Source organism: Leucothrix arctica, from assembly GCF_003172895.1.
Taxonomy (GTDB): Bacteria; Pseudomonadota; Gammaproteobacteria; order Thiotrichales; family Thiotrichaceae; genus Leucothrix; species Leucothrix arctica.
This window is the reverse complement of record NZ_QGKL01000002.1, coordinates 13227-37155: the sequence shown is the minus strand read 5'-3', so window position 1 is coordinate 37155 and position 23929 is coordinate 13227. Positions and strand designations below refer to the sequence as shown.

Annotated in this window: 22 protein-coding genes and 1 pseudogene; 6 read left to right on the top strand and 17 right to left on the bottom strand. The window is 43.9% G+C overall.

Translation table 11 applies throughout. The features are described from left to right. The coding region (locus tag DKT75_RS21905) for a hypothetical protein (RefSeq protein ID WP_211665096.1) at positions 1-215 on the top strand (215 nt) is incomplete at its 5' end. Here the strand turns inward: DKT75_RS21905 and DKT75_RS00195 are convergent. The 9 genes and pseudogenes from DKT75_RS00195 to tal all read right to left on the bottom strand — a co-directional run bounded on the left by DKT75_RS00195 (position 171) and on the right by tal (position 9248). After that, complete coding sequence (locus DKT75_RS00195; protein ID WP_109821420.1) at positions 171-1154, bottom strand: IS481 family transposase; 984 nt, start codon at positions 1152-1154, stop codon at positions 171-173. The two genes, DKT75_RS21905 and DKT75_RS00195, sit on opposite strands and share 45 nt — an antisense overlap. 88 nt (positions 1155-1242) lie before the next feature. Next, on the bottom strand, positions 1243-1689 hold the full coding sequence (locus DKT75_RS00190; RefSeq protein ID WP_109821419.1) for a hypothetical protein: 447 nt from the start codon (positions 1687-1689) through the stop codon (positions 1243-1245). Positions 1690-1775: 86 nt separating this feature from the next. After that, positions 1776-3326 (bottom strand): alanine/glycine:cation symporter family protein, encoded by a 1551-nt coding sequence (locus tag DKT75_RS00185; RefSeq protein ID WP_109821418.1) that lies wholly within the window; start codon positions 3324-3326, stop codon positions 1776-1778. Positions 3327-3627: 301 nt separating this feature from the next. Then, a complete protein-coding gene (locus tag DKT75_RS00180; RefSeq protein ID WP_109821417.1) occupies positions 3628-4434 on the bottom strand; it encodes a UDP-2,3-diacylglucosamine diphosphatase in 807 nt (268 codons plus the stop codon). Between the two features lies 1 nt (position 4435). Further along, positions 4436-5089, bottom strand: coding sequence for a class I SAM-dependent methyltransferase (locus tag DKT75_RS00175; protein ID WP_245923017.1), 654 nt, complete (start codon positions 5087-5089; stop codon positions 4436-4438). A 2-nt stretch (positions 5090-5091) separates the two neighbouring features. Next, complete coding sequence (locus DKT75_RS00170; RefSeq protein WP_109821416.1) at positions 5092-6306, bottom strand: BtaA family protein; 1215 nt, start codon at positions 6304-6306, stop codon at positions 5092-5094. A gap of 136 nt (positions 6307-6442) precedes the next feature. Beyond that, a pseudogene (locus tag DKT75_RS00165) lies at positions 6443-6589 on the bottom strand (ion transporter); the annotation flags it as partial. Positions 6590-6747: 158 nt separating this feature from the next. After that, on the bottom strand, positions 6748-8202 hold the full coding sequence (xylB, locus tag DKT75_RS00160) for a xylulokinase (RefSeq protein WP_109821415.1): 1455 nt from the start codon (positions 8200-8202) through the stop codon (positions 6748-6750). A gap of 119 nt (positions 8203-8321) precedes the next feature. Next, entirely contained in the window at positions 8322-9248 is a 927-nt protein-coding gene (gene tal, locus DKT75_RS00155) for a transaldolase (RefSeq protein ID WP_211665095.1), read from the bottom strand. Between the two features lie 207 nt (positions 9249-9455). Between tal and DKT75_RS00150 the strand changes: the two genes are divergently transcribed. Together DKT75_RS00150 and DKT75_RS00145 are read left to right on the top strand one after the other, a co-directional pair. Then, a complete protein-coding gene (locus tag DKT75_RS00150; protein ID WP_211665094.1) occupies positions 9456-10754 on the top strand; it encodes a YHYH protein in 1299 nt (432 codons plus the stop codon). Positions 10755-10781: 27 nt separating this feature from the next. Then, a complete protein-coding gene (locus DKT75_RS00145) occupies positions 10782-11375 on the top strand; it encodes an EF-hand domain-containing protein (protein WP_109821413.1) in 594 nt (197 codons plus the stop codon). Positions 11376-11502: 127 nt separating this feature from the next. Here DKT75_RS00145 and DKT75_RS00140 read toward each other — a convergent pair whose 3' ends face one another. Next, positions 11503-11712, bottom strand: a complete 210-nt coding sequence (locus tag DKT75_RS00140; RefSeq protein ID WP_109821412.1) for a cold-shock protein — start codon at positions 11710-11712, stop codon at positions 11503-11505. Between the two features lie 328 nt (positions 11713-12040). Here DKT75_RS00140 and DKT75_RS00135 point away from each other — a divergent pair, with 328 nt between their 5' ends. Together DKT75_RS00135 and DKT75_RS00130 are read left to right on the top strand one after the other, a co-directional pair. Next, complete coding sequence (locus DKT75_RS00135; RefSeq protein WP_109821411.1) at positions 12041-12571, top strand: DUF1697 domain-containing protein; 531 nt, start codon at positions 12041-12043, stop codon at positions 12569-12571. A gap of 73 nt (positions 12572-12644) precedes the next feature. Further along, positions 12645-13643: a branched-chain amino acid aminotransferase gene (locus DKT75_RS00130; protein WP_109821410.1), complete on the top strand. Its 999-nt coding sequence runs from the start codon at positions 12645-12647 to the stop codon at positions 13641-13643. A gap of 92 nt (positions 13644-13735) precedes the next feature. Here DKT75_RS00130 and pepQ read toward each other — a convergent pair whose 3' ends face one another. The 7 genes from pepQ to DKT75_RS00095 form a co-directional block, all read right to left on the bottom strand. Beyond that, the gene (pepQ, locus tag DKT75_RS00125; RefSeq protein ID WP_109821409.1) at positions 13736-15049 is read right to left on the bottom strand and encodes a Xaa-Pro dipeptidase; all 1314 of its coding nucleotides are present in this window, start codon (positions 15047-15049) and stop codon (positions 13736-13738) included. 58 nt (positions 15050-15107) lie between these two features. After that, entirely contained in the window at positions 15108-16025 is a 918-nt protein-coding gene (locus tag DKT75_RS00120) for a LysR family transcriptional regulator (protein WP_109821408.1), read from the bottom strand. Between the two features lie 97 nt (positions 16026-16122). Further along, the gene (locus tag DKT75_RS00115; protein WP_109821407.1) at positions 16123-17136 is read right to left on the bottom strand and encodes an ABC transporter ATP-binding protein; all 1014 of its coding nucleotides are present in this window, start codon (positions 17134-17136) and stop codon (positions 16123-16125) included. Beyond that, positions 17133-18119 carry an ABC transporter ATP-binding protein gene (locus DKT75_RS00110; protein ID WP_109821406.1) on the bottom strand — a complete coding sequence of 329 codons (987 nt, stop codon included), beginning with the start codon at positions 18117-18119 and terminating at the stop codon, positions 17133-17135. The genes DKT75_RS00115 and DKT75_RS00110 overlap by 4 nt, the downstream gene beginning before the upstream one ends. A gap of 4 nt (positions 18120-18123) precedes the next feature. Next, positions 18124-19065 (bottom strand): ABC transporter permease, encoded by a 942-nt coding sequence (locus DKT75_RS00105; protein WP_109821405.1) that lies wholly within the window; start codon positions 19063-19065, stop codon positions 18124-18126. 1 nt (position 19066) lies between these two features. Then, positions 19067-20041, bottom strand: a complete 975-nt coding sequence (locus tag DKT75_RS00100; protein WP_109821404.1) for an ABC transporter permease — start codon at positions 20039-20041, stop codon at positions 19067-19069. Between the two features lie 124 nt (positions 20042-20165). Then, positions 20166-21719: an ABC transporter substrate-binding protein gene (locus DKT75_RS00095; RefSeq protein WP_109821403.1), complete on the bottom strand. Its 1554-nt coding sequence runs from the start codon at positions 21717-21719 to the stop codon at positions 20166-20168. A 462-nt stretch (positions 21720-22181) separates the two neighbouring features. Between DKT75_RS00095 and DKT75_RS00090 the strand changes: the two genes are divergently transcribed. Further along, entirely contained in the window at positions 22182-23810 is a 1629-nt protein-coding gene (locus DKT75_RS00090; protein WP_109821402.1) for a hypothetical protein, read from the top strand. Positions 23811-23929 lie beyond the last annotated feature (119 nt).

Below are 23929 nucleotides of genomic sequence, written 5' to 3'. Positions count from 1 at the left end.
TTTGGAAGAGTACCCGCAGGTCGAGCAAGTGGTTACAAAAGCTCTATAAAGAACTTCCTCCAGAAGAAATGATGACAAAGAAACAATACGCTGCTTTTAAATATATTGATGACATAGCAGACGGTAAGCAGTCATTAGCTACTGAACAATCAAGCTACACAAAAAAGCAGTTACGTGTCGAGAACCGCGTGGTTGTAAACTTTCTTTTTGAATAAATCAGGTTTGTCTAATTGCCACTGCTTCATACTTTGAATAGGGGTCAAATGTCCAAGGTTTCTTTGAATAACGTGGTGATTATACGTGATTAAGTAACGTTTTAGCGTTGTTTCCATTTCTTCGGCAGAAGCAAAGTAGGTGGACTTAATCACCTGTGATATTCGACCATTAAAGCGTTCCACCATGCCATTAGTTTGTGGGTGTTTTGCTGGAATTAAACGGTGCTCTATTGTCAATGAGTCACACATTTTATCAAATAAGTGGTTGCCTGTGGGTTCACGCTCGCCAGTGACACAGAAGCGGTCAGTAAACTCTTTCCCATTATCCGTGAGTATTTTTGTAATCTTAACAGGACACTTATTAGCTAGTGTCTTGATGAATTTGGCGGCTGTCTTCGCTGTTTTATCGGTGATCACTTCCATATAGACCCAGCGTGTCGCACGATCAATGCCCACTAATAAATAACGTTTTTGCGTATCATCAGGCATGTTGGGAAGGTACTTAATATCTACATGAAGGTAGCCAGGCTCATAATCTTTGAAGGTTTTAGGCTTCTTAGCCCCTGAGCTTTCTGACTGCTCTGCATAAAGCTGGGATAGACGGTTAGCACCATGGCGTTTGAGTAAACGAAGTAAGGAGGATCGAGAGAGTGTTTTATCAACAAACTCGCGCGACACCACCAAAAGGTCATCCAGTGTTAATAGTAATGTGCGACGGAGCTCAACGATAATCGCTTCTTGAACGGGTAACAAAGCGGTGTTCAACCGGTTAGGTCGGTGAGATTTATCATTGAAGTTCTTACGCTTACGCCACTTTATAATCGTGCCACGACTTACATTAAAGTGCTTTGCTGCCACATCAATGGTCATATGGCCTTTACTGGCATGAATTTCTTCACGAGTCTTAGGAGTGGTTCGAGCGTTACGATGAACATTCATGTTTGCTTTCCAGAGTTTAAAAGATCTTTCATCACTTGACGAGCATGGTATAGTTTATCAAATTTAGAAAGCCCATAACCAGTTGGATCTAAACAGTTAACACATTGAGCTCGTAACAAGGGTAAGCTAAACCATGCTTACTCGTGATCATCTTGTTAGTGATTTGCAACGACAGGATGTTTTCAAGCATTAGTGAACGATCAGAATGATTACGAAACTTGCCCGATTGTTTATCAAAGAATGAGTACTTCACAAACGGCTGCAACAGCGTAATCCCAAACGTCCCAATCGCAGTCCCTAATATACTCAAAAATAAGATCAAATCTAGCTGACCACTTTTTACGTAAACCACTGCTGCAAGACCTAATAAAAATAGTCCAACCGCCACATAAACCAAGCAAAAAATCAGTGATGAAAAGGTGGGTTTTAAGTGGGCAGTGTCCTTTTCAAAGACAATGGTATGAGATCTAAACTTTGGACCATTTTTAATAAGATGACGGCTTAAATCGACTTGTTCTGGAGTAATTTCAGACATATCACATTCCAATATTTATTGTTATAGAAAGCAAAAAAGCCCACCTAAAGGCGGGCTTTCTTAAGCATAAACCCAAGTATTAAGGCTTACTTGAATCGCTTGATTTCGCCAGATTTAACACGACTCATAAACGACTTTAGCTCAGTCTTAACAATCGGCATTAAGAAGTACAGACCGATAATGTTGAAGATAGACATCGCGAAGATAGCAGCATCAGAGAAGTCGATAACCGCACCAAACTTGATTGTCGCGCCAACTACAACGAATACGCAGAATAACAATTTGAAAAGAATCTCAGTTACGTTGCCTTCGCCGAACAAGAATGTCCAAGCTTTAAGACCGTAGTAAGACCAAGAAATCATTGTTGAGAATGCGAACATCAGAACAGCTACTGCTAGGAAGTACTTAAAGATACCAGCAGTTGCTTCAAACGAAGCAGCAGTTAGTGTCACACCTGTCAAACCAGCACCATCGAATGGAGCCATGTTTAGACCAGCAATAGTGATAACCAATGCTGTCATTGTGCAGATTACAACCGTATCGATGAAAGGCTCAAGAAGAGATACTAAACCTTCCGTGATAGGCTCTTTTGTCTTTACTGCTGAGTGAGCAATCGCTGCTGAACCAACACCGGCTTCATTAGAGAATGTTGCACGCTTCAGACCTTGAATCAATGCACCGATGAAACCACCAGCAACACCAGCACCCGTAAACGCGCCATCAAAGATTGCAGAGAATGCAGGACCAACCATAGATAGGTTAGATACAATAACAATAACAGCCATACCTAGGTAAAGCGCAGCCATCCATGGAACAACTTTCTCAGTTACAGAAGCGATTGAAGGCATACCACCAACAATTACAGAGAATACTAATGCAGCCATCACAACACCTGTGATGATGCCGTACTCCATTGGAACGCCAAATGCATAATTAAGCATTGCGTGTGCTTGGTTAGCCTGGAACATGTTACCGCCACCAAGTGCACCTAGAATACACATTAAAGCGAACATAACCGCTAGAAATTTACCTAGGCCACCCATTCCACGTTCTGCCATTGCGTCACGTAGGTAGTACATTGGACCACCAGAAACAACGCCAGAAGGTAAAACGGTACGATATTTAACACCTAGCGTACATTCGACAAACTTTGAAGCCATACCTAGAAGACCAACAACGATCATCCAGAATGTAGCACCAGGACCACCGATAGCTAATGCAACACCAACACCCGCGATGTTACCCAAACCAACAGTACCCGAAAGAGCAGTTGTTAGTGCTTGGAAGTGAGAAACCTCACCTTCATGCTTAGAGTTTGGATCAGTGAACTTTCCACGAACGATGTCGATCGCTAGCTTGAACTTGCTAAGCTGGATGAATCCGAAGTAAAGCGTGAAGATAAATGCTGCAACAAACAGCCAACCGACGATTAGTGGAAACTTGATGTCTCCGAATGGCACACTGTAAAAGATAAGGTTGACGAACCAACCTAAATAATCACCGAAAAATGTATCAACGCCAACGCTGACTGCTGTGATCGTTTCACTAAATCCTGATGCTTCTTCCGCTGCCCAAAGTGAGCTGCTACTGAAAAACGCCATCATCATTAGGAAAACTTTAGTAGGATTAAACTTCATTATACTTCCTCATAAAGACCTGACTAGATAAAAAATGGGGTACAAATAGCTCAACTAATCGAACTAGTTACAACCCAAGTAAAAACACAAAATAACTAACCAACCAGTATATATATAAATTACTAGGTGTTTTATGGTTTTTTATAGTGAATATAAGGTTTATGGACTTGTTTTTTTATACTTTTCAGAAGATGTTATTGTTTTCATTTATTCATCAGCGGATTTTACAAATCATTTCTACTCAACTGGAATAACTTGTTAATTTATTTTGACACTTTTTCGACAGATAAATTTTTTTAAGTTATGCCGTAACTGTATCATTCTGTTTATCTTGCCTGGTCTTTGTTGATAATTTGCGTTTGTGCTCTGCCCAATTAATCAGGTGAAACTGACCGTCATAATCTTCAGCCAAGGCCGTACAACTTTCCACCCAATCACCATCGTTGTAATACATAATGCCGTCAATTTCACGTATCGCGGCATGGTGAATGTGACCACAAATCACGCCATCAAAATTACGTTGTCGTGCTTCCTTTGCGCAGGCTTCTTCATAAGCAGCAATATACTGAACAGCGGACTTGGTATTTTCTTTTATATAGCCCGAAAGTGACCAGTAAGGATACCCCATCCGTGTACGTAGTAAATTGTAGTAACGATTCACGATTACCAAGTTTTCATAAACGGCATCGCCCAACTTAGTGAGCCATGCAGGAAACTTCACTACACCATCAAAACGATCACCGTGCAGAACTAACATTTTTTTATTATCAGCCGTAATGTGAATGCACTCATCAGCTAGCTCAATCTTACTCATGCTGTGACCCGTAAAATTACGCGTAAAGCCGTCATGATTGCCGCTGAGGTAAACCACTTTTGCACCGCGCTGTGCCCGCGCTAATACATTTTGGATAATGTCATCGTAATCAGGCTGCCAAAACCAACGTTTGCGCAAACGCCAACCATCAAAAATATCACCCACCATATAAAGATTTTGGCAGTCGTGCTGTTCTAAAAAATCCAGTAGCAATGCACTTTTACAGCCACGTGACCCTAGGTGTGTGTCAGAAATAAAAATACTGCGATAGTGGTGTTTTGGATTACCCGTCATATCACTCGCCCTGTTTGGTGTAATGAACAATCAGAGCGTAACGCCCTGCGATTTGTTTAATCGTGAGTTCACCACCCAAGCGCTCCGACAGCGTTGCTAAGTAAGCGGGCAGCTTTGGGTCAGGATGAACGTTGAACCAGTCCAGCCACGTTAATAGCAATTTACTAAACCATGTCGGCATGGCGGACTGATCTGAAAAATCAACGATATGTAACGAGCCGCCTACTTTTAGATTTTTTATAGCCTGCTCAATCACTTCGTGCCAGTTTGGAATCATCGATAATACATAAGGACAAACAATGTGGTCAAAGCCGCCCTCCACGCCAAACTGCTCAGGTGTGACTTGTTGCGCCAAGCCTTGTTTTAAAGCGATGTTATTCGTCTTTTGGAATTGTCTTTTTTCATACGCTGAGTCCAGCATGAGCTGGGAGGCATCTAATCCGTATAACTTGGCCTCAGGATGCATGCTCGATAGTTTAATCAGATTACGCGCTGTGCCACAGCCGACCTCTAATACATGCTCCCCTGCTTTCACAGATATTTCACTAAGTAAAGTATCTCGACCTAACAGGTAATACTTCCGTGACAGGTCATAAACGTATCGCTGATAACGATACTGCTGATCCATTTTCTGTGCCGCATCCATCGCATCCATGACTAAACAACCTTATGATACATATGGAAGCCACCGTAAATCGCTGAGCGATCTTGCTGAAACCATTTTTCAGACTGCACAGGGTCATAATCAAACTGAGCTCGCAATTTAGGCGATAGCGCATGTTCCAACGGAGACTCACTGGCTGCGGTACGAAAAATAATGCGACTGCCCTTTTTACCTACACGCGACACTTCTTGCCACAACGACTCCAACACCTCATCACTCATCCAATCTTGTGCATCTAAAAAGACAAATCGGTCGAGTGAGTTAGCCGGCTGCTCTTTTAAATATTCAATAATCGAGCCTTCTTGCGTTTCAACCTTACCGAGCTGCTCACGAATTTTTTCGTAATTGGACGCTTGAAGGTAGTCAGGAATCGCTTTGCGCTTTTCGTGATCATAGCTATGACTGAAACCCTGCCACGCAAAGTAGTTATCTTGAATCGGGAACTGACACGCTAGACGCTCCACACGGTCACAATACTGCTGAATCAAATTGCCATGCTGCTTCATCGCCTCATACTGCTGCGGCGGTATGCCAAGGCTAAACACAGAGATAGGCAACTTGCCCAAGAGTTTGACGATCTTGCTGTCAAAGAATGGTTTGATGTGCATATTAAATATCTCGCGCTGCTCTTCTAAGCTTTTAGCCGTGAGTAATAAGTCTGGTTGGTACTTGCTGTGTCGAGCGATCCAGTGCAAAAAACGCATGAAGTAACCAAATCGAGTGTGACGGTATAAATCATCCCGAAACATGCTGATGCGCTTCTTACCGTTTAAGCTACGCCCTTCCCAGAAGCTCACCGTTTCATCATCCAGCTCCGGCTTTAGGTAACGCTGAAAGTGATCGATATTGTGATCTAAGTTTGCATAACCGAAGAAGTCGTAAAACGCAGCGTGGTTTGGCAAATGCTCCATCGCAGCGAGTTTTAGCCGAGTCAGCGATAAGTGATAAGGGTTTAGGTCTAAAGCAACAATGCGCGCGGGTGATGCGGTTAAGTAGTTCAGAATGTTGCAGCCACCGGATGCGATGGTCAGTATTTGACTGTCTGGCTGAATGTCGAGCGCTTGCATGTCTAAGTTTGGATCTTCCCAAATTTGGTTATAGATAAAACTATTAAACCAAATACGAAACATACGCTGCTGTATGCCTTGGAAAGATGAAACAGGTTGCTGCTGAACCGCAGTTCTAAGTGCTTCGGATGTGCTAGACATAGACCCACCAATTAATAAATTATCGGTAAGTCTAGAGCGTAATAATGACTAAACGATGACGGTTTTGTTGAGGTTCTATGACACCGTCATCGCTTAGTTTTTATTGTACAGCTGTGCCGTTTTACTTTTTCATATTCATATTCAAGAATGCAAAGGTCGTGAAGAAGATAAAACTGAGATAAAACAACCAACTGTAAGGCGAGCCGTCTTCGTGCTCCATAGTTTCATACATCACATCTGTCCAATCCTCAAACGTCATGACTCGGAACAACGTCAACATCGCAAATTCGCTTTTAGCGCTTCTAAGCGTTGTTGCCAAACTTCCAACATGACTGTTCCAAAATGAAAAAAGTAATGGCAGTCTTTACGGGGAACTTTACAGCAGATATCAAGTGGATTTACCTTATCTAGCATATAGTAAGGGTCTATGGCTAAATGGGGCTAGCTCAAGACATTTTTGATCGCGGGATAGAGCTGTTTATACGTTTGATACGACGCATCGTATTGGTTAACCAACGCACTGACCGGCTCGATTCTATACTCAATGGCAGGGCTTGATAACACCACTGAAGGCGACGCCTTTGTGGCAGCCATCATCGCGAGTCGTGCAGCACCAAACGCGCCACCAAAGTCACCTTTCACTGGAATGTTGACGGGCATATTTAGCGCAGTCGCCAGAATCTTTAACCAATAATGAGAACGTGATCCACCACCTACCGCAGCGAGCTCTGTAAATTGAGTACCAGAAGCAGCTAAGGCTTCCATATTATCTCTAATGGCAAAAATAACACCTTCAAGTACTGCTTGAGTCAACGCCTTTCGGTCATGACTATGATCCATACCTATAAACGCACCGCGAACAGACGCATCGTTATGTGGCGTGCGCTCTCCTGCAAGGTACGGTAAAAAATATAAACCCGACGGTGACTGCAACTCCGTGCCTAACTCTTCGGTTAAGGCTTGGGGCGATAATCCTGTTATTTTGCTATACCAGCTTAAAGAGTCTGCGGCAGATAAAATAACACCCATTTGATGCCAAGCATTTGGAATAGCATGGCAAAACGCATGTACTGCACTTTTGGGGTTGGGTGAGTAACGTGAGTTAGCAGCAAATAATACACCGGATGTTCCAAGCGAAATAAATGCCTGACCTTCATCAACCACACCGAGACCACAAGCCGAGGCTGCGTTATCGCCGGCACCACCTGCAACCACTGGCGCTATTGATAAGGCCCATCGCTGAACTAATTCATCTCTAAGTTGGCCGCTCACTTCTGAGCCTTCAACAAGGCTGGGCATTTGGTCTTCGCTCATGTCACATGCTGCTAACAACTCAGGTGACCATTTACGTTTTTCAACGTCTAACCAAGACGTACCCGACGCATCAGACATGTCAGTGACATACTCACCTGTCAGCCATAAACGAACATAATCTTTAGGCAATAACACTTTGTGAATTTGTGAGAATATTTCAGGTTCGTTGTTCTTTACCCAAGCCACTTTTGGCGCAGTGAAGCCGGGAAAAACAATATTGCCTGAGATTGTTTGGAATATCGGATTAGCATCCATCGCGGCTGCTTCAACACTGCTGCGTGTATCATTCCAAAGCATACAGGGGCGAAGTACCTTGTCCTGCTTATCCAACAGTGTTGCGCCGTGCATTTGTCCCGACAACCCCATCGCTGTAACCGCAGACAGTTGACTACCGTGTGACTGCTTGAGGGTGTCTAAGGTTTCTTTCGTTGCACGAATCCACGCTTCTGGGTCTTGCTCTGACCAACCAGAGTGGGGACGCGAAATATCAATTGAAGCGTGTGAAGAAGCAATAATATGTTGGCGCTCGTCCATCAGAAGTGTTTTCACTCCAGACGTGCCAATATCTATTCCTATAAACATAATTAGATCCGAAATTTGAAATGACGCCAAATATCTAAATCTGCTCCCAGACTAAAGCACCTAGGAGCAGAAAAGAAAATCGGTCAAATGAATACAGGCAACACTATTGCTGTTGACACTTAAAGCGCGCTAATGAGAGCCACTAGCTTCTCTTGGTCAGCCGCAAAACCACGGATACCTTGAGCCAACTTTTCAGTCGCCATTGCATCTTGGTTCATCATCCAACGGAAGTCTGTTTCTGGCAGAGTAAGCTTCTGCTGTGGCTCACCGCTGTTATCAGCGCTTAGGCTCCTCTCTAGCTTGCTGTCATCTTGACGTAACTCTTCAAGGTAGTTCGGACCAATAGTTAGGTAGTCACAGCCTGATAGCGCTTCGATTTCGCCCACATTACGGAAGCTTGCGCCCATAACAATCGTGTCATAGCCGTGCTGCTTATAGTAGTTGTAGATCTGAGTCACAGAGACAACACCCGGGTCTTCCTGTGGTGCAAACTCTTGCTGTTCAGCATTTGCTTTATACCAGTCTAGAATACGACCGACGAAAGGCGAAATAAGGAATACCTTCGCTTCAGCACAAGCCACTGCTTGAGCAAAGCCAAACAGTAGCGTTAGATTACAATTGATACCTTCTGTTTGTAATTGCTTCGCCGCTTGAATACCTTCCCAAGTCGATGCGATTTTGATCAGTACGCGATCTTTTGAAATACCTGACTCAGCGTATAGCTCAATCAAACGTCGTGCTTTCACTAGCGTCGCTTCTTTATCAAATGATAATCGTGCATCGACTTCTGTCGATACGCGACCCGGAATGATTTTTAATATTTCCACACCGATCTTAACGCCGAAAATATCAATCGCATCATCAACGTCTTTCGACTCAGCATGTGCTGCTTTTAAGTAGCTTGCGTAGTTTGAATCTTGAGCAACTTTCAATAATAGAGATGGGTTGGTCGTTGCGTCTTGAGGTTTGTATTCTGCAATCGCCGCTAGATCACCTGTATCTGCAACAACGACTGTCATGTCTCTTAATTGATTCAGTTTATTCAACGTAGAAATCCTTTAGTTATGGTTTGGTATAGGTTAACAATACCATCTGAAGCCCTATTCGTATCAACTAAAATATAACCTCCACTGCAGAAAATCCACACAATCTCCTTTTTTCAGTCTTGTTAGTTCCATCCAAATTAATTAGTATTATGAAAACGTAACAACTTTATAAAAATGAATATAATAAACAAGGGGATAGTTACAACGATGAATACCTTTCAGCGTCCATCAACGAATAAAATTAAACTGTTAAGCCTAGTGATTGCCAGCAGCTTTGCCATCAGCGCTTGTGTTAGCACCAGTAATGACAACGCAGCCTCAGACGACTCGACAACTAATACAGCACCCACGGCATCCGCAGGCGTAGATCAAAGCGTTAGCACTGGCAGCACAGTAAACTTGGACGCTAGTGCTAGCAACGACGCCGACAGTGATAGCCTGAGCTATACTTGGTCAACTTACGCCTCGCCCGTCAGCAGCACTGCGGTACTTGACGCGATGACGACAGCAACACCCACTTTTACCGCCGATCTAGCAGGTACTTATACGTTTGAAGTTGCAGTAAGTGATGGCATCGATATGACCACAGACCAAGTGACGGTAACTGCAACAACGAGTACTACTAACACAGACTCAACGGATGGCATCGAGTGCGACTACAGTTACAGCGAGTTCAATGAGTCCAGCTCGGTAAATACAACGAGTACGTCAGATTGGACATGTTCAGACACGACGCGTGACCTTGTTGCCAATGGTATTCCTGACCATGAAGTAGGCGAGTTTCCAAACACAGCCAACCCGAATACGATTTCAGAACAAACCGTCTCTGCTAGCATTACGTTGACCCCCAATAAGACAGATGTTGCAACGACTCTAGGAGGCGGCGCTGGTCCTCAAGGTTACGTACTAAACGGTGTGAAGATTGATGCAGGTACTGGCGGCTCTTGCACAGATTACGGTGACTCTTGTAGCGGTGGCGACAACAGTGGTGGCTGGAATATCGAAGCACTAGGCCATACGAGTTATGACTTTGGTGCAGACGAAAATAATGCTCATGTTCAACCAGACGGCACTTATCATTACCACGGCATGCCAGAAGGTTTCATTACCTTACAAGGCGGCAACAGCTCAACAATGACGTTGATCGCCTGGGCATCTGACGGTTTCCCTATTTATGCACGATATGGTTACACCGATGCGACTGATTCAAGCTCAGCGCTTAAAAGTATCACGGGTAGTTACCAGCATATCTCTGATGTTAGCAACACTAGACCTGCTCTTGATGTTTATGAAATGGGAACATTTCAACAAGACTGGGAATATGTGGAAGGCTCGGGTGATCTTGATGAATGCAATGGTCGCGTAGGTGTGACACCTGAATTTCCTAATAGTATCTATCATTACTTTGCGACAGACAGCTACCCCTACTTTCAACGTTGCGTAAAGGGTGAAATAGAAGGCGCAGGTGCTGGTGGTCCTCCAGAGGGCGGCCAACCTCCTCAGTAACGTTATTTCGCTAAATAGGAAATAAAAATGACTAAGTACAGCAAGTGCCTACGTCCCTCTTCTTGGGCTAAGTCTCTGCTATCCAGCTTAGTGTTGAGTGCGGCCATCGTGCCGTACGCTTCAGCACATTTGATGGTTGCGCAACACGGTACACTTAACATTAAAGATAGCGGTGTTTTTATGGTGCTGTCAGTCCCAATGTCTGCCTTTGACAATATTGATGATGATGGTAACGGCAAAATATCACCTACTGAGTTTGCTAAACATCGCAAGGATATTATTAAGGAGATTAAAGAGAAGGTGGCGCTAACTGATAACGATGGCGCAAGACCGCTGCAAGGACTCTTGTTAACGCCTGTTGTACCGCATATAGTGCCAAAGGCTGGCAGTAAGCAGTTGGTCATTATGGGACGGTTTACATTAGCTAGTAAGGATACTGCAACTAATAGCAGCGGACTGACATTTCATGTTGGCTTGTTTGGCAAAGGTGCCGAAGAAAAGACCCTTGAGATCACAGCAACGAGACGGTTAAGTAAAGAGATAGCGGCTCAGAAACATAAGTTTGAATTAACGCATGAGCGGTTTGAGAACAAGTTGTTTGCTCAAAACGTTAATCAGTGAGGGATTGCTAGTGTTTTTCACTGGTAAAACTTAAACGACGCCCACAAAAAAGGGTAGAACCTTTCGGCTCTACCCTTTTTTTATATTCGGTCATTTAATCTGTTAACAGATTAGCTGATTAGTCCGCTTATAAAGGCTTGATGTTTTCAGCTTGAGGACCTTTCTGGCCTTCTGTAACTGTGAACTCAACCTTTTGGCCTTCAGACAAAGTCTTGAAGCCATCACCAACGATAGAACGGAAGTGAGCAAAAACGTCTGGACCAGACTCTTGCTGAATGAAACCGAAACCTTTTGCTTCGTTGAACCACTTAACGGTTCCAGTTGTTGTATTTGACATATTAATCCTATTAACTCAATTGTATAAATTTGTCTGCTTTAAGCAGACTGTTGGCCGATGCTTATTTTAATTATTATGAAAAACAGGACGTAACACAAACGGTGACGAAATGGAACATAAAATTTAAGACGAACATACTAGCACGAGGCACTATATACCTATTAAGTTGGGAGTCAATGACTATTTTTTATTAAAAATCTAGTTGTATCAATGGTTGGACGCTGTCTCGATCAGTTAATGGTTGTTTTTATTACACTTTATAAGGCGCTAGATAATTAATCACAAGTTTCGTAAATAAATGAAATAAGGCTATTTCTAAGGTAATAACATGAAAACGTTTATCGCATTATTCAGAGGAATCAATGTTGGCGGTCGAAACAAACTACCAATGAAAGATTTAAAACCTTTACTTGAACAGCAGGATTGCCAAAATGTAATCACCTATATTCAAACAGGTAATGTCATTTTCCAGCGCGATAATGCGCCAGATAACTTAAGTAATCTTGTTGAAACTCACTTTGGCTTTAAGCCCGATGTCATGATATTGACTAAGGATGATTTTTTGCAAGCCGTTGCAAACAACCCTTTCACCACCTACGCAGGTAAAGAAGTCCATTTTTATTTCTGTAAAGCGCTCCCCTCGCCAAACTTTGATAAAATTGATGCCATTAAGGCTACATCAGAAAATTACCGTATTATAGAGCATGTCTTTTACCTTCACGCATCTGAAGGTATTGGTCGCTCAAAGTTGGTTACTAATGTAGAAAAGTGTCTCAACGTTGCTGCAACAGGACGAAACTTAAACACTGTCAGTAAGTTAGTCACCTTATTGGATATCGAAAAAAGCCCAAAAATCTAAACATTTTGCTAGAGACCGATATTTGCCTGTGGCATATTTGGCATCATTAAATACATAACGAAGATATAGAAGCATGGCTAAAGCATTTGGAACAGAATTTATGCCTGAAATGGCAATTACTTGGTTTGATGGCGACTCATGGGATACACCAGAAATGGTCTCGAGTGATAGCTTGCCAATGCACCCTGCTAGCCACGTCTTGCACTACTCGAGCACTTGTTTTGAAGGCTTGAAGGCATTTCGTCAAGAAGATGGCGCTATCAAAATTTTCCGCATGGATCAGAATATTAAACGCTTTGCACAAAGCTCTCGACTGTTAGCATTGCCACCCATCAACGAAACGACGACTCGCCAGATGATTTTAGACACGGTTGCTAAATTTAAAGACCAAGTGCCTAACGCGCCAGGCTCTATGTATATTCGCCCAACTCACATGGGTACAGAACAGAGTATTGGTAAAGCAGCAGGCCCATCGTCTACTTCTTGCCAGTTCATTCTCCTGTCACCTGTAGGCGATTACTTCTCAAGTGGTGCTTCTGCATTGCGTGTATTGATCGATGACGAAGGCATGCGTTGTGCGCCTCACATGGGCATGATCAAGAGTGGTGGTAACTACGCAAGTGCGTTAAACCCGATTCTAGAGGCTCGTGAGAAGTATCAAGCAGACCAGATCTTATTCGCACCAAATGGTGATGTGCAAGAAACGGGTGCGGCTAATTTCCTACTTATTGATGGTAATGAGATCATTACTAAAGCACTTGATGAGTCGTTCTTACATGGTGTTACGAGAGACTCACTACTGACTATTGCTCGTGACAACGGTATGAAGATCAGTGAGCGTGAGTTACCCGTGACTGAGCTTCTTGAGCGTATTAAAGATCCAAGATGTGAAGCAGCACTGTCAGGCACAGCGGCTGTATTAGCACCTGTTGGCACATTCATTTATAAAGATGAAGAGTATAGCGTGGGTAACGGCCAGTTAGGCCCTGTTACTAAGCAGCTACGAAGCCAGCTTAACGCTATTCAGTGGGGACAAGCAGAAGACAAGCATGATTGGTTGACGACTGTTTAAATAATCGCTTTGTTGCTGAGATGTCTTTCAATAGATACCTCAGCAACACTCAACTGAGTCAAACAACTATGAATTGATGCGCAATGCATTACTTACTCTGCATTAGCAAAAGCATCTCGCGTAAAGTTTTCATAACCTGCTTTAGTTACCAAAATATTATCCTCGATGCGAATACCGCCATAAGGCCGCAATTCATCAATCAAGCTCCAGTTAACGTATTTACTGTTTTCATCGCTAGCAAGTTTGGCCAGTAGTGACTCTATAAAGTATAAACCAGGCTCTATCGTAATCACCATATCGCTCGCTAATGTGCGAGTTAGACGCAATGCAGGCGAGTGCTCAGGTGCTGCTTTAACCGAGCCTGACAAACTTTGCTGAAAGCCACCGATGTCATGTACCTGAAGCCCCAGCAAGTGGCCCAAGCCATGAGGGAAAAAAGTATTGATAATACCGGTCTCTAACTGCCCCTCCACATCCAGATACACAATATTGAAACGACTAAGAATACTCGCCAACTTGCCGCGCATCACTTGATGAAGCTTTACATAGTCATAGCCGTCACAAATAGTATTAATAAGTTCCTGTTGCGCCTGATCGACCGCTGCGACTAAGTCAGCAAATAAAGTCCCAGTAGGCGTAAAGGTACGCGTGATATCAGAGGCATAACCTTGATAAGTCGCGCCAGCATCGATCAACAAACTATGTGATTCCGTAGGGCGTTCAATGTTTTGGTACTGATAATGCAAAATAGAGCCATGCGTATTCAGTGCAACGATATTGCCGTAAGGAAGATTTTTCTCGCACTGTTGCGTCGCCGATAAGTACGCTTGGTGTATTTGGTATTCTGAGTCACCCGCTAGAAAGCCGCGTTCTGCCGCGTTATGTCCTAACACTGCAATATCGTTAGCCTTTCGCAGGTTTTGCTGCTCCCACTCTGTTTTAAACGCACGTTTATAGTGTATGTAATCCAGTAGGTCGGAAGGGTTTTGCTGACAGCCCCACAGGTTTGCACCTTCTCTAGGTGGACTTATAATCGCGCCCTTCCCGCTCAAACGACCAAACCCTACATCTAGGGTATTCTTTTTATCATAGACTTTAACGTCTAATAGTGTCGCCCACTCATCATCAGGCAGCTTATCAATGAGGTGCCAAAAGTCAGACGGTTGATAATACAAAAGCACCGGCTGTTGCTCAGGTCTAATCAACAACCAACAATGCTGCTTATCTTGCAATGGTACCCACTGTGAAAAGTGCGGGTTTGACTTAAATGGCACTTGGTAGTCATCTAAAAAACGTAATTCGCTATGACCACTACCAATAATTAAGTAGTCAAAACCGCAATGCTCAAGTGCTTGTTCGCTTCGTGCTTGTAGTGTCTCTAAATGCTGTGCATAGAGTGATTTCATAAATTTACCAACGGTAATTTTCAGTGAAATAAGGGGATATTCTAGTAGTATTGTTAAACTACAGTGTTTGTTGTTTTAACAATTGCCAAAAAGTTTCCAAGTTTGGATTCTGACACTGCTTATTTCGATACAAACGTATCTCCAAAGGAATATGCCAATGCGCATCACCTGCAATTTTTAAGCGCTTATTGGCTAAATCTTTTTGGACTAGACGCTCCGGTACCCAGCCTAGACCAAAACCTTCTTGAATCATCGCTTTCACATTCACCGCATGGAAATTTTCATTCATGGTTAATAGGTGAACGTCTGACAACTGCGGCAACACGGTATTAATTAATGGCGAGAAGTAAGACTGCTTGTGATAAGCAATGTATGACAGTGGTTCTTGCTTATTACCGGGTAAACAAAAATAGGCTTCGCCATTGTCGTCAGTGGCACTAACGGGCACTAAAAACTCATCATTAAGTTTTAGGTAGTCAAACCCTTCCCTATCTAGTGCAATCAAAGGCTCTAGCTCAGGGTGCCAATAACACAGCATCAAGTCACTCTTACCTTGCTGCAAGGCAGACACGAAGTCATCACCAGACCATGCGGTGGATTGCAGGTTTAGCTCTATATCAATCGACTTATCAAGCGCAAATGGCTCTAGCCACGTTTTGTAGAAGCTTATATATAAAGATTGCGTGGTCGCGAAACGTAGTCGCTGCGCTTCTTCAAGACGTATGTCATGACAACGACTTTTTGTGTCTTGCATGATGCGCACAATATCTTTCGCGCTCTGCAAAAACAGCTCCCCCGCAGGCGTTAAAGACAACGGTAGCGTCTGACGGTCTATCAGCGTGACTTCCATAATCTCTTCCAGCAACTTAATCCGACGACTAAATGTGGGTTGAGTAATATGGCGCTCTTCAGCCGCACGCGAAAAATGTTGCGCTTCAGCTAAGGCAATAAAGTCTTCTAACCAACGTAATTCCATCGTTAATGATGCAAGCAGCGTTTGGCAAAGTGAATAATCACGAGCATGGGTATTCCTAAAATATCGTTGTGGGTAACATTACAGGCCTAATTGATTCCTACAATCTCCCTTCGTCAATGCCATGACAAGCAACCATCGTTGTTCCATCAGGCTTTAGCTGCGGAATTTCTTGTGTGCAGCGCTCATTGGCATAAGGGCAGCGACCGTGAAACACACAACCCGACGGCAAGTTAACGGGGGTTGGCACTTCACCTGTTAATTTAATCGGTGGCTCACGATCATCCGATAATTTCGGAATCGCTGACAATAATGCTTTGGTATAAGGATGACGTGGATTAGAGAACAATTCCTTAGTATCCGCCAGCTCACACAATGTACCTAAGTACATTACTGCGACGCGAGTACCGAAGTGCTCGACAACAGACAAGTCATGAGTAATGAATAAGTAAGTCAAGTCACGCTCTGCTTGCGCATCCATTAACAAATTTAGAACCTGGGCTTGAATCGACACATCAAGCGCCGAGATCGGCTCATCAGCAACGATGAACTCAGGCTCAACCGCGAGTGCGCGTGCAATACTAATTCGCTGCCGTTGTCCGCCTGAAAACTCATGTGGGAAACGCACGCCCCAGCTAGGGTCAACACCCACGGCTTCCATCACTTCATGTACTTTATCCAGCACTTGGCCATGCGACCATTTCGGGTTATGAAACTTCACTGGCTCATGTAGCGCTTGGTTAATCGTCATACGTGGGTTGAGCGACGCATAAGGGTTTTGAAAAATCATCTGCATCTGCTTGCGGTACGGTAATAACGCTCGATGACTCAAGTTATCAATACGCTTCCCTGCATAATGAATTTCACCCTCGCTCGGTCTTAGCAAATTCATCACCGTACGAGCGACGGTTGATTTACCGCAGCCTGACTCACCAACGACACACAGCGCCTCACCTTTTTTAACGTCTAAACTAATGCCGTTAATAGCATGTACATGCTCTTGAGTACGGGTTATTTTACCACCCTTAAAACTGAGCTGATCTAGGAAGTCACCTGATATAGAAAATCGTTTGTGCAGGTTGTTAATTTTTAATAACGATGCAGGCTGACTCATTCGTTCACCTCACTTAAATTATTTTGCTCGGTGACTAGATGACAAGCAACGTTACAACCACCAGACTTTGTCAGTGCAGGTATAGCCTCATGACACGCGGGCAAAACATAATCACAACGTGGACTAAACGCACAGCCTGAGGGCAAGTCATTGAGTCCAGGCATGGTGCCGCGTATTTGATTCAAACGCTGACCGGGTAACGCCATTTGTGGCAAGGCGTTAATCAAGCCTTGCGTGTATGGGTGCTGTGCATCATTGATAATTTCCTTGGTCGGGCCTTCTTCAATCACTCGACCGGCATACATAACAATGGTGCGCTGAGTTACTTCAGATACCACGCCTAAGTCATGTGTAATCAAGATGAGCGCAACGTTATTACGCTCACACAACTCAACCATCAACTCCATGATTTCCGCTTGAATGGTCACATCCAAAGCCGTCGTTGGCTCATCGGCAATAATCAAATCAGGGTCTAGCAACAAGCCAATCGCGATGACGATCCGTTGACGCATACCACCGGATAGCTCATGCGGGTACTGATCAAGACGTGTATCAGGCGATGGGATATAGACCTGCTTCAGCTTCTGCAAGCTGATGACCCGTGCATCTTGCTTACTGATTTTACGGTGCGCTCGTAAGCACTCCACCATCTGATCACCAATGGTTAACACAGGGTTGAGTGTCATCATCGGGTCTTGGAAAATCATGGCAATACGATTACCACGAATAGTACGCATCTCTTTATTCTTTAAGGCTGCGAGGTTTTTACCCTCAAACAGCACTTCACCTTTATTAATAAATCCCGGACGTGAAATCAGATTGATAATAGAAAAGCCTAATACCGACTTACCCGCGCCAGACTCACCCACAATACCGAGTCGCTCCCCTCGCTCAAGCTGGAAGCTAATATCGCGTAGTGCAGTGACTGAACCCTGACGTAACCCAAAGCAGACTTCGAGGTTGTTTACTTCTAAAAGAGGCATCGTTTTATCCTTTATAAAGCTTTGGGTTCAACACGTCACGCAGCCAATCACCTAATAGGTTCATGACCAACACCAAGGCAACTAACACTAATCCTGGAATCACTGTGATCCACCATGCGCCTGAGAATATGTACTCAAATCCGCTAGAGATCAGCGAACCTAGCGACGGTTGTGACACAGGCATTCCCAAGCCAAGGAAGGATAAAGACGCTTCCGCAATAATGGCGTTAGCAATTTGTACCGTGGAAATAACCAATATTGGCGACAAAGTATTTGGCAGAATATGGCGGAACATAATACGTGCGGTGCCGAAGCCCATGACACGTGCTGCATCCACATATTCCTTTTCTTTTTCAGCGAGTACTGAGGCGCGAATGGTCCTTGCGTATTGCGGCCACTCTGCTATCCCGATGACCAAAATAAGCATCACCATGGCGAGTTGCTGGTAGAGCTCGGTTCCAAAGGCGGCTTGGAATACGGCCAATACAATGATCGCAACCATCATCGTTGAAAACGATAACTGCACATCAGCAATGCGCATGAGTAAGCTATCAACACGTCCACCGATATAACCTGCGGCTAGGCCAATGATGATGCCAAGAAAGGCTTGCAGCATCACAGCACAAATTCCGATGGTTAACGAGACGCGTGTGCCATAAAGGATAGTCGACCATAAGTCGCGGCCTTGGGCATCAGTGCCTAACCAAAACTGAGCGTCACCTTCGGCTTCCCAGCTAGGTGGTAACTCCGAGTTCATGATGTCTATTTGCGCAGAATCATAAGGATCAAACGGGGCAATCAGTGGTGCAAAGATCGCTAGCAGCAGCGCTAAAGAGAAAATACCAAAGCAAAACTGTGCCACTCGGTCACGTTTGAAGCTGTGCCAGAAGTGCGAATCTTTAAAACGAGCCATCATGGATGGTTTTATTTGAGGTAGCGCATCCATATTATTTTCCTGTTAGTTTTACAGTTGGATTAACGAAACCATAGATCAAATCAACCAGTGTATTGGTCACGACAAAGATCGCTCCAACCACAATTAAGTAAGCCACAATCAATGGCGTATCTACGCGGTTAACCGCTTCTAAGAATAAGAAGCCCATACCGGGCCACTGAAAAACTGTCTCGGTTAAAATGGTGTAAGCCACCATCGTTCCGATTTGCACACCGCCGACTGTGATCACTGGCAGCATGGTATTTTTAAAGGCATGGAGGAAGTAAACGCGCCACGGCGAGATCCCTTTTGCCCATGCAAATTTGATGTATTCTGACTGTAATACTTCCATCATTTCTGAGCGAATGAGGCGTATAAACAGCGGCAACATAATAGAGGCCAACGTAAAAGATGGCAGTATTAGATGATGTAATCCGTCAGCCGTTAATAAGGCTGTATCGAGGTTTTCGGTTATTTGGAAGGTCTCACCACGGCCGAAGGCGGGCATCCAACCTAACTCAATCGCAAACACATAGATCAGTCCAATAGCGGTTAAAAATACCGGTACTGAAATACCAATCGTACTAACGCCCATAATGATTTTGGAGAAGATACTTTGCGGGTTGATCGCAGAGTAAATCCCAAGCGGTACTGAGAATACGATAATGATGAGGGTCGCACCAAATACCAACTCTAGCGTCGCAGGTAGTTTCTTTAAAATAACGTCTAACGCAGGCTCTTTAAAGAAATAGGATGTGCCTAGGTCGCCTTGAACGGCTTTACCTAAAAAACGTCCGTACTGAGTAAGAAAAGGGTCATTTAAGCCCATCTCGTCACGCATCGCTTGGCGTTGCTCTTCCGAGACTGACTGGCCCAACATTTCCCGTAGTGGGTCGCCTAAATTATCTTGGATTGAAAAGCTAATGATGCTGATAACAAACATCACCACTAGGGCTTGAAACAAGCGCCGTATAAGAAATGCAAACATAACTATGGTTCTTTATGTTGGTGAGTATTGTGTGAAGTATTATATAGGCTTTGTGAAAGGCCTCCCGCCATTGTTATGGCTAGGAGGCTTCTCAAAGCGTTTAAGCTAAGCTGTTTGAGTCAGCTTATTCCTTAATGACTAAGTCACCTAGGTAAGGGAAGTCCATCACGTTCAAAATAGGCTCGATATCAACCTTCTTAGACGCTGCCCATGCAAGATTCTGCCAATGTAACGGTACGAATGCAGCATCGTCATAAAGCATTTTTTCGATGGTTTGCATCATTACAGTACGCTTAGCCACGTCAGTTTCTACGTTTGCAGCCTGCATTAGCTTGTCAGCTTCTGGGTTACAGTAGTTACCCGTATTGTACTGACCTAGACCTTTCTCTTTATCTACACATGCTGATAAGAACTCGAAGAAGTTATTAGAATCTTCCGTATCTGCATGCCAACCGATCATCATAATGTCTGCTGCGCGCTCATCAAACTTTGGCCAGTACTGTGCTTTCGGCATTGTTTTCAGATCAACTTTGATGCCGATTTTAGACAACATTGACGTTGCTGCTTGAGCAATTTTAGCATCATTCACATAACGATTATTAGGCGCCATCATGGTAATAGTGAAGCCGTCTTCATAACCTGCTTCTTTCATCAGCGCCTTTGCTTTTGCTACATCAAAACGTAATGGCAATGACTCGTTATGTCCTAGGTAACCTTTAGGGCTAAACTGTGATGCAGGTGTTGCGAAGCCTTTCATGATCTTCTGCGCAATACCGTCTTGGTTAACTGCATAAGCAATCGCCTGACGAACACGCTTATCTTTAAACGCTTTAACACGGTCTTGGTTTAGCTGCAACATGATGATGCGCGTGCCACCCATTGTAATCAGGTCAACCTTGTCACTAGCGTCTACGCGCTTATGATCAGTTGGTGGAACAGGTGCAATGAAATCAACATCGCCCGCCAATAAAGCCGCGACACGTGTCGGTGCTTCTTTGATCGGAGTAAGAATGATGTTATCAACGTTACCTTTTGACTCAGTATCCCAGTACATTTTGTTACGTGCGAACTCGACTTTTACGCCCTGCTCACGAGAAGTAACAGTGAATGGACCTGTACCAGACAGGTTACGAGATGCAAAACTATCACCGTGCTTCGCTAAGCCTGCTTTATCTTTACCGTCTTCTGTTTTACCCGTGTAGAACTTGCTGTCCATTGGGAAAATATAAGTCGCAGAATGCAAAACTAATGGGAATGGCTTATCTGTAATTAGGTCAATCGTGTAGTCATCAACCATCTTTGCTTCAGTGAAGCTGCTAAAGATCGCTTTAAAATCTGGAGAGTCTTTTAAACGCTTGAAAGTGAATACAACATCTTTAGCCGTGAAGTCATTTCCTGAATGGAATTTCACGCCTTTACGCAGGTTAAAACGAACCGTTTTGTCGTCAATACGTTCCCATTTTTCGGCTAAACGACCGTCAAAACTTAAGTCACGGTTCCAACGAACAAGTGGGTCAAATGTCATGTGAGCGAGTTGTAGTGTGCCACCTGATAGTTGCTCATGTGGATCAAGAGACACTGGGTCAGCGTCATACGCCATTCTTAAGTCAGCGGCTTGTAGTGGGGCAATCAAACTAAGGCTAAGTACTGCGCTAGCCAAAAGGGACAGCTTTTTCATATCAGGTACACTCCTACGAGGGGTTAATGTATCGGTTCAATATTACCCTAACAACTGGTGACCAACGGGTACAATTGAAATTAGGTAAGAGCGTTATGCGCGTTACGCATGACCCACAAGAGTGCTTAACTCAGTAGGCTGTTTTACATAAAAACAATAGATTAAGATTATCCATAAGAGTACTCGTACTGCAAAGAACCATGAAAGTGCCAAAGATAAAATCCTGCACCAATGAATAGCTTTAATCGGCCTCACACTACCTTTGGGCTAACAAAAACTTAATCCAAATAGAAAAGAACTTTTAGCCTCACTATACTAAAATAAAGCCATACCTTATTGTCTGATCATTATTAGCACCCCCCAAACTAAATGACTCAGGCAACGTGTCGATAGCGCCTAAAACTCTAAAACACAGGCCTATTTTATTATACAAATCAAACATATACTGTATTGAGGTTAGTTATGCCAGCGTATCAACTTTCGACTGTCCGTAATAAATATGAAGCAGTGGCCAATCCACCAGTGCTGGATAAGATCTGCTTTACTCTGGATCATATTCACGCCGGTAACAGCCATGTCGCGAGTACTTATGAGGTCGTTAAGTTTTTAGTCGACCAGCAAATACCTGTGACAGTATTTATACAAGCAACTAACCCTAGTTATGACTATGAGCTAGACCGTAATAATGCAAAGCTAATTTATGGACTAGCACCGCACTTAGTTACTCTAGGCCTACACCCTTTATCAAAGGGAGCGACTCAAGCGCAGCAAACTGCAACTCATAACACCATTAGTAAGATCATCAAAGCAGTGACAGGCAAGACCCCTGTGATAATGTCTTATCACGGTGCCGCTGCGGGGCCAGAGTCAGGTATCCATTTCCCTGGTATTAAGTATGCACGAGGCATTGGTAGTGCTTGGAGTCCAGGTACACAAGAGCGACTCGATACGCCAGTTATGCCGCTAAATACTGTCGCGCGTTCTTTTGCTTACACTAGTGAGCGCAATAGTGCTGGGCTGTCTGCAACGCTGTTTTTACACACTCAAGAGCTTTCTAGTACGTCTATTAAGAAAGAGATCTTTGATACATACATTACAGAAATAAAGGCACAACGTTTACAGCCTGTGTCTTATTTTGATGCGATGGAAGATGACTTTAATGACTCATCTTCGGGTGGAAACGATACACCGACTACGCCAGTCACTCCACCACTGACTCCACCCTCCTCAACAAGCCGTCAAGGTCTGCGTTTATCAGCATCGGATAAGGATACTCGTAGTCCGCTGAAGACTGATTTTAAAATTAAACAGTCGACTGGAGAAACGGTTGATGTCGCCAATGGCATTACTAGTAAACAATTTTCGCTGCCTGTTGGGCGTTACCTCGTGAGTGCTAATGCACGAGGGGTGACACAAAGTAAGACGATTGAGTTAACGCTAGCTAAAGGCTTACACCACATTTTCCTCATGCCGGAGACCATTGGTGACGTACCAGTAACACCTCCTCCAGTAACGCCACCAGTGACTGACAACACTGGCGCTATTGGTACGATGCGTGTGTCTGCATCAGATAAAACAACGCGACGTCCGGTGAAAGCTAACTTCTTAATTCAAGATAGCAGCGGTAAAAAGATTAGTGTTGCGAGCAATGTTGAGACACAAGTCTTCAGAATCCCTGCCAGTAATTATCGTGTGACGGCAACAGTGGGCGAGCAAAAGGTTACCGCTAATATCAACCTCACCAGCAGTCAAGGTATTCACCATGTTTTCCTCATACCAGAGGCAGGCTCTGCGCCCGTAACACCACCTGTTACGCCGCCAGTGACTCCTCCTTCGGGTCGAAATGCTCGCATCGGTAGTTTGCGTTTATCTGCTTCGGAGAAGGACACACGTCGACCGATGAATGCTGACTTCATTGTTGAGGACATGACTGGAAAATTGATTGCGACTGCAGCTCAGACAAAAACTCATCTATTTGAAATTCCAGAAGGTACATATCGTATAAAAGCACATGCCAATGGAAAAGTTGCGTCACAAGAGATCACATTGACTCATACACAAGGTCGTCACTACATTTTCTTACTGTCATAATGGTTTGATAACAGTCTATTGACCCATTAATTGTTAGGTACCCTCTCAGTTTCCTCTGTTTGAGTACCTTTCTCATACCTATGATTACAGTAAATATTTCCCTCGCGCATGCTTTCTGT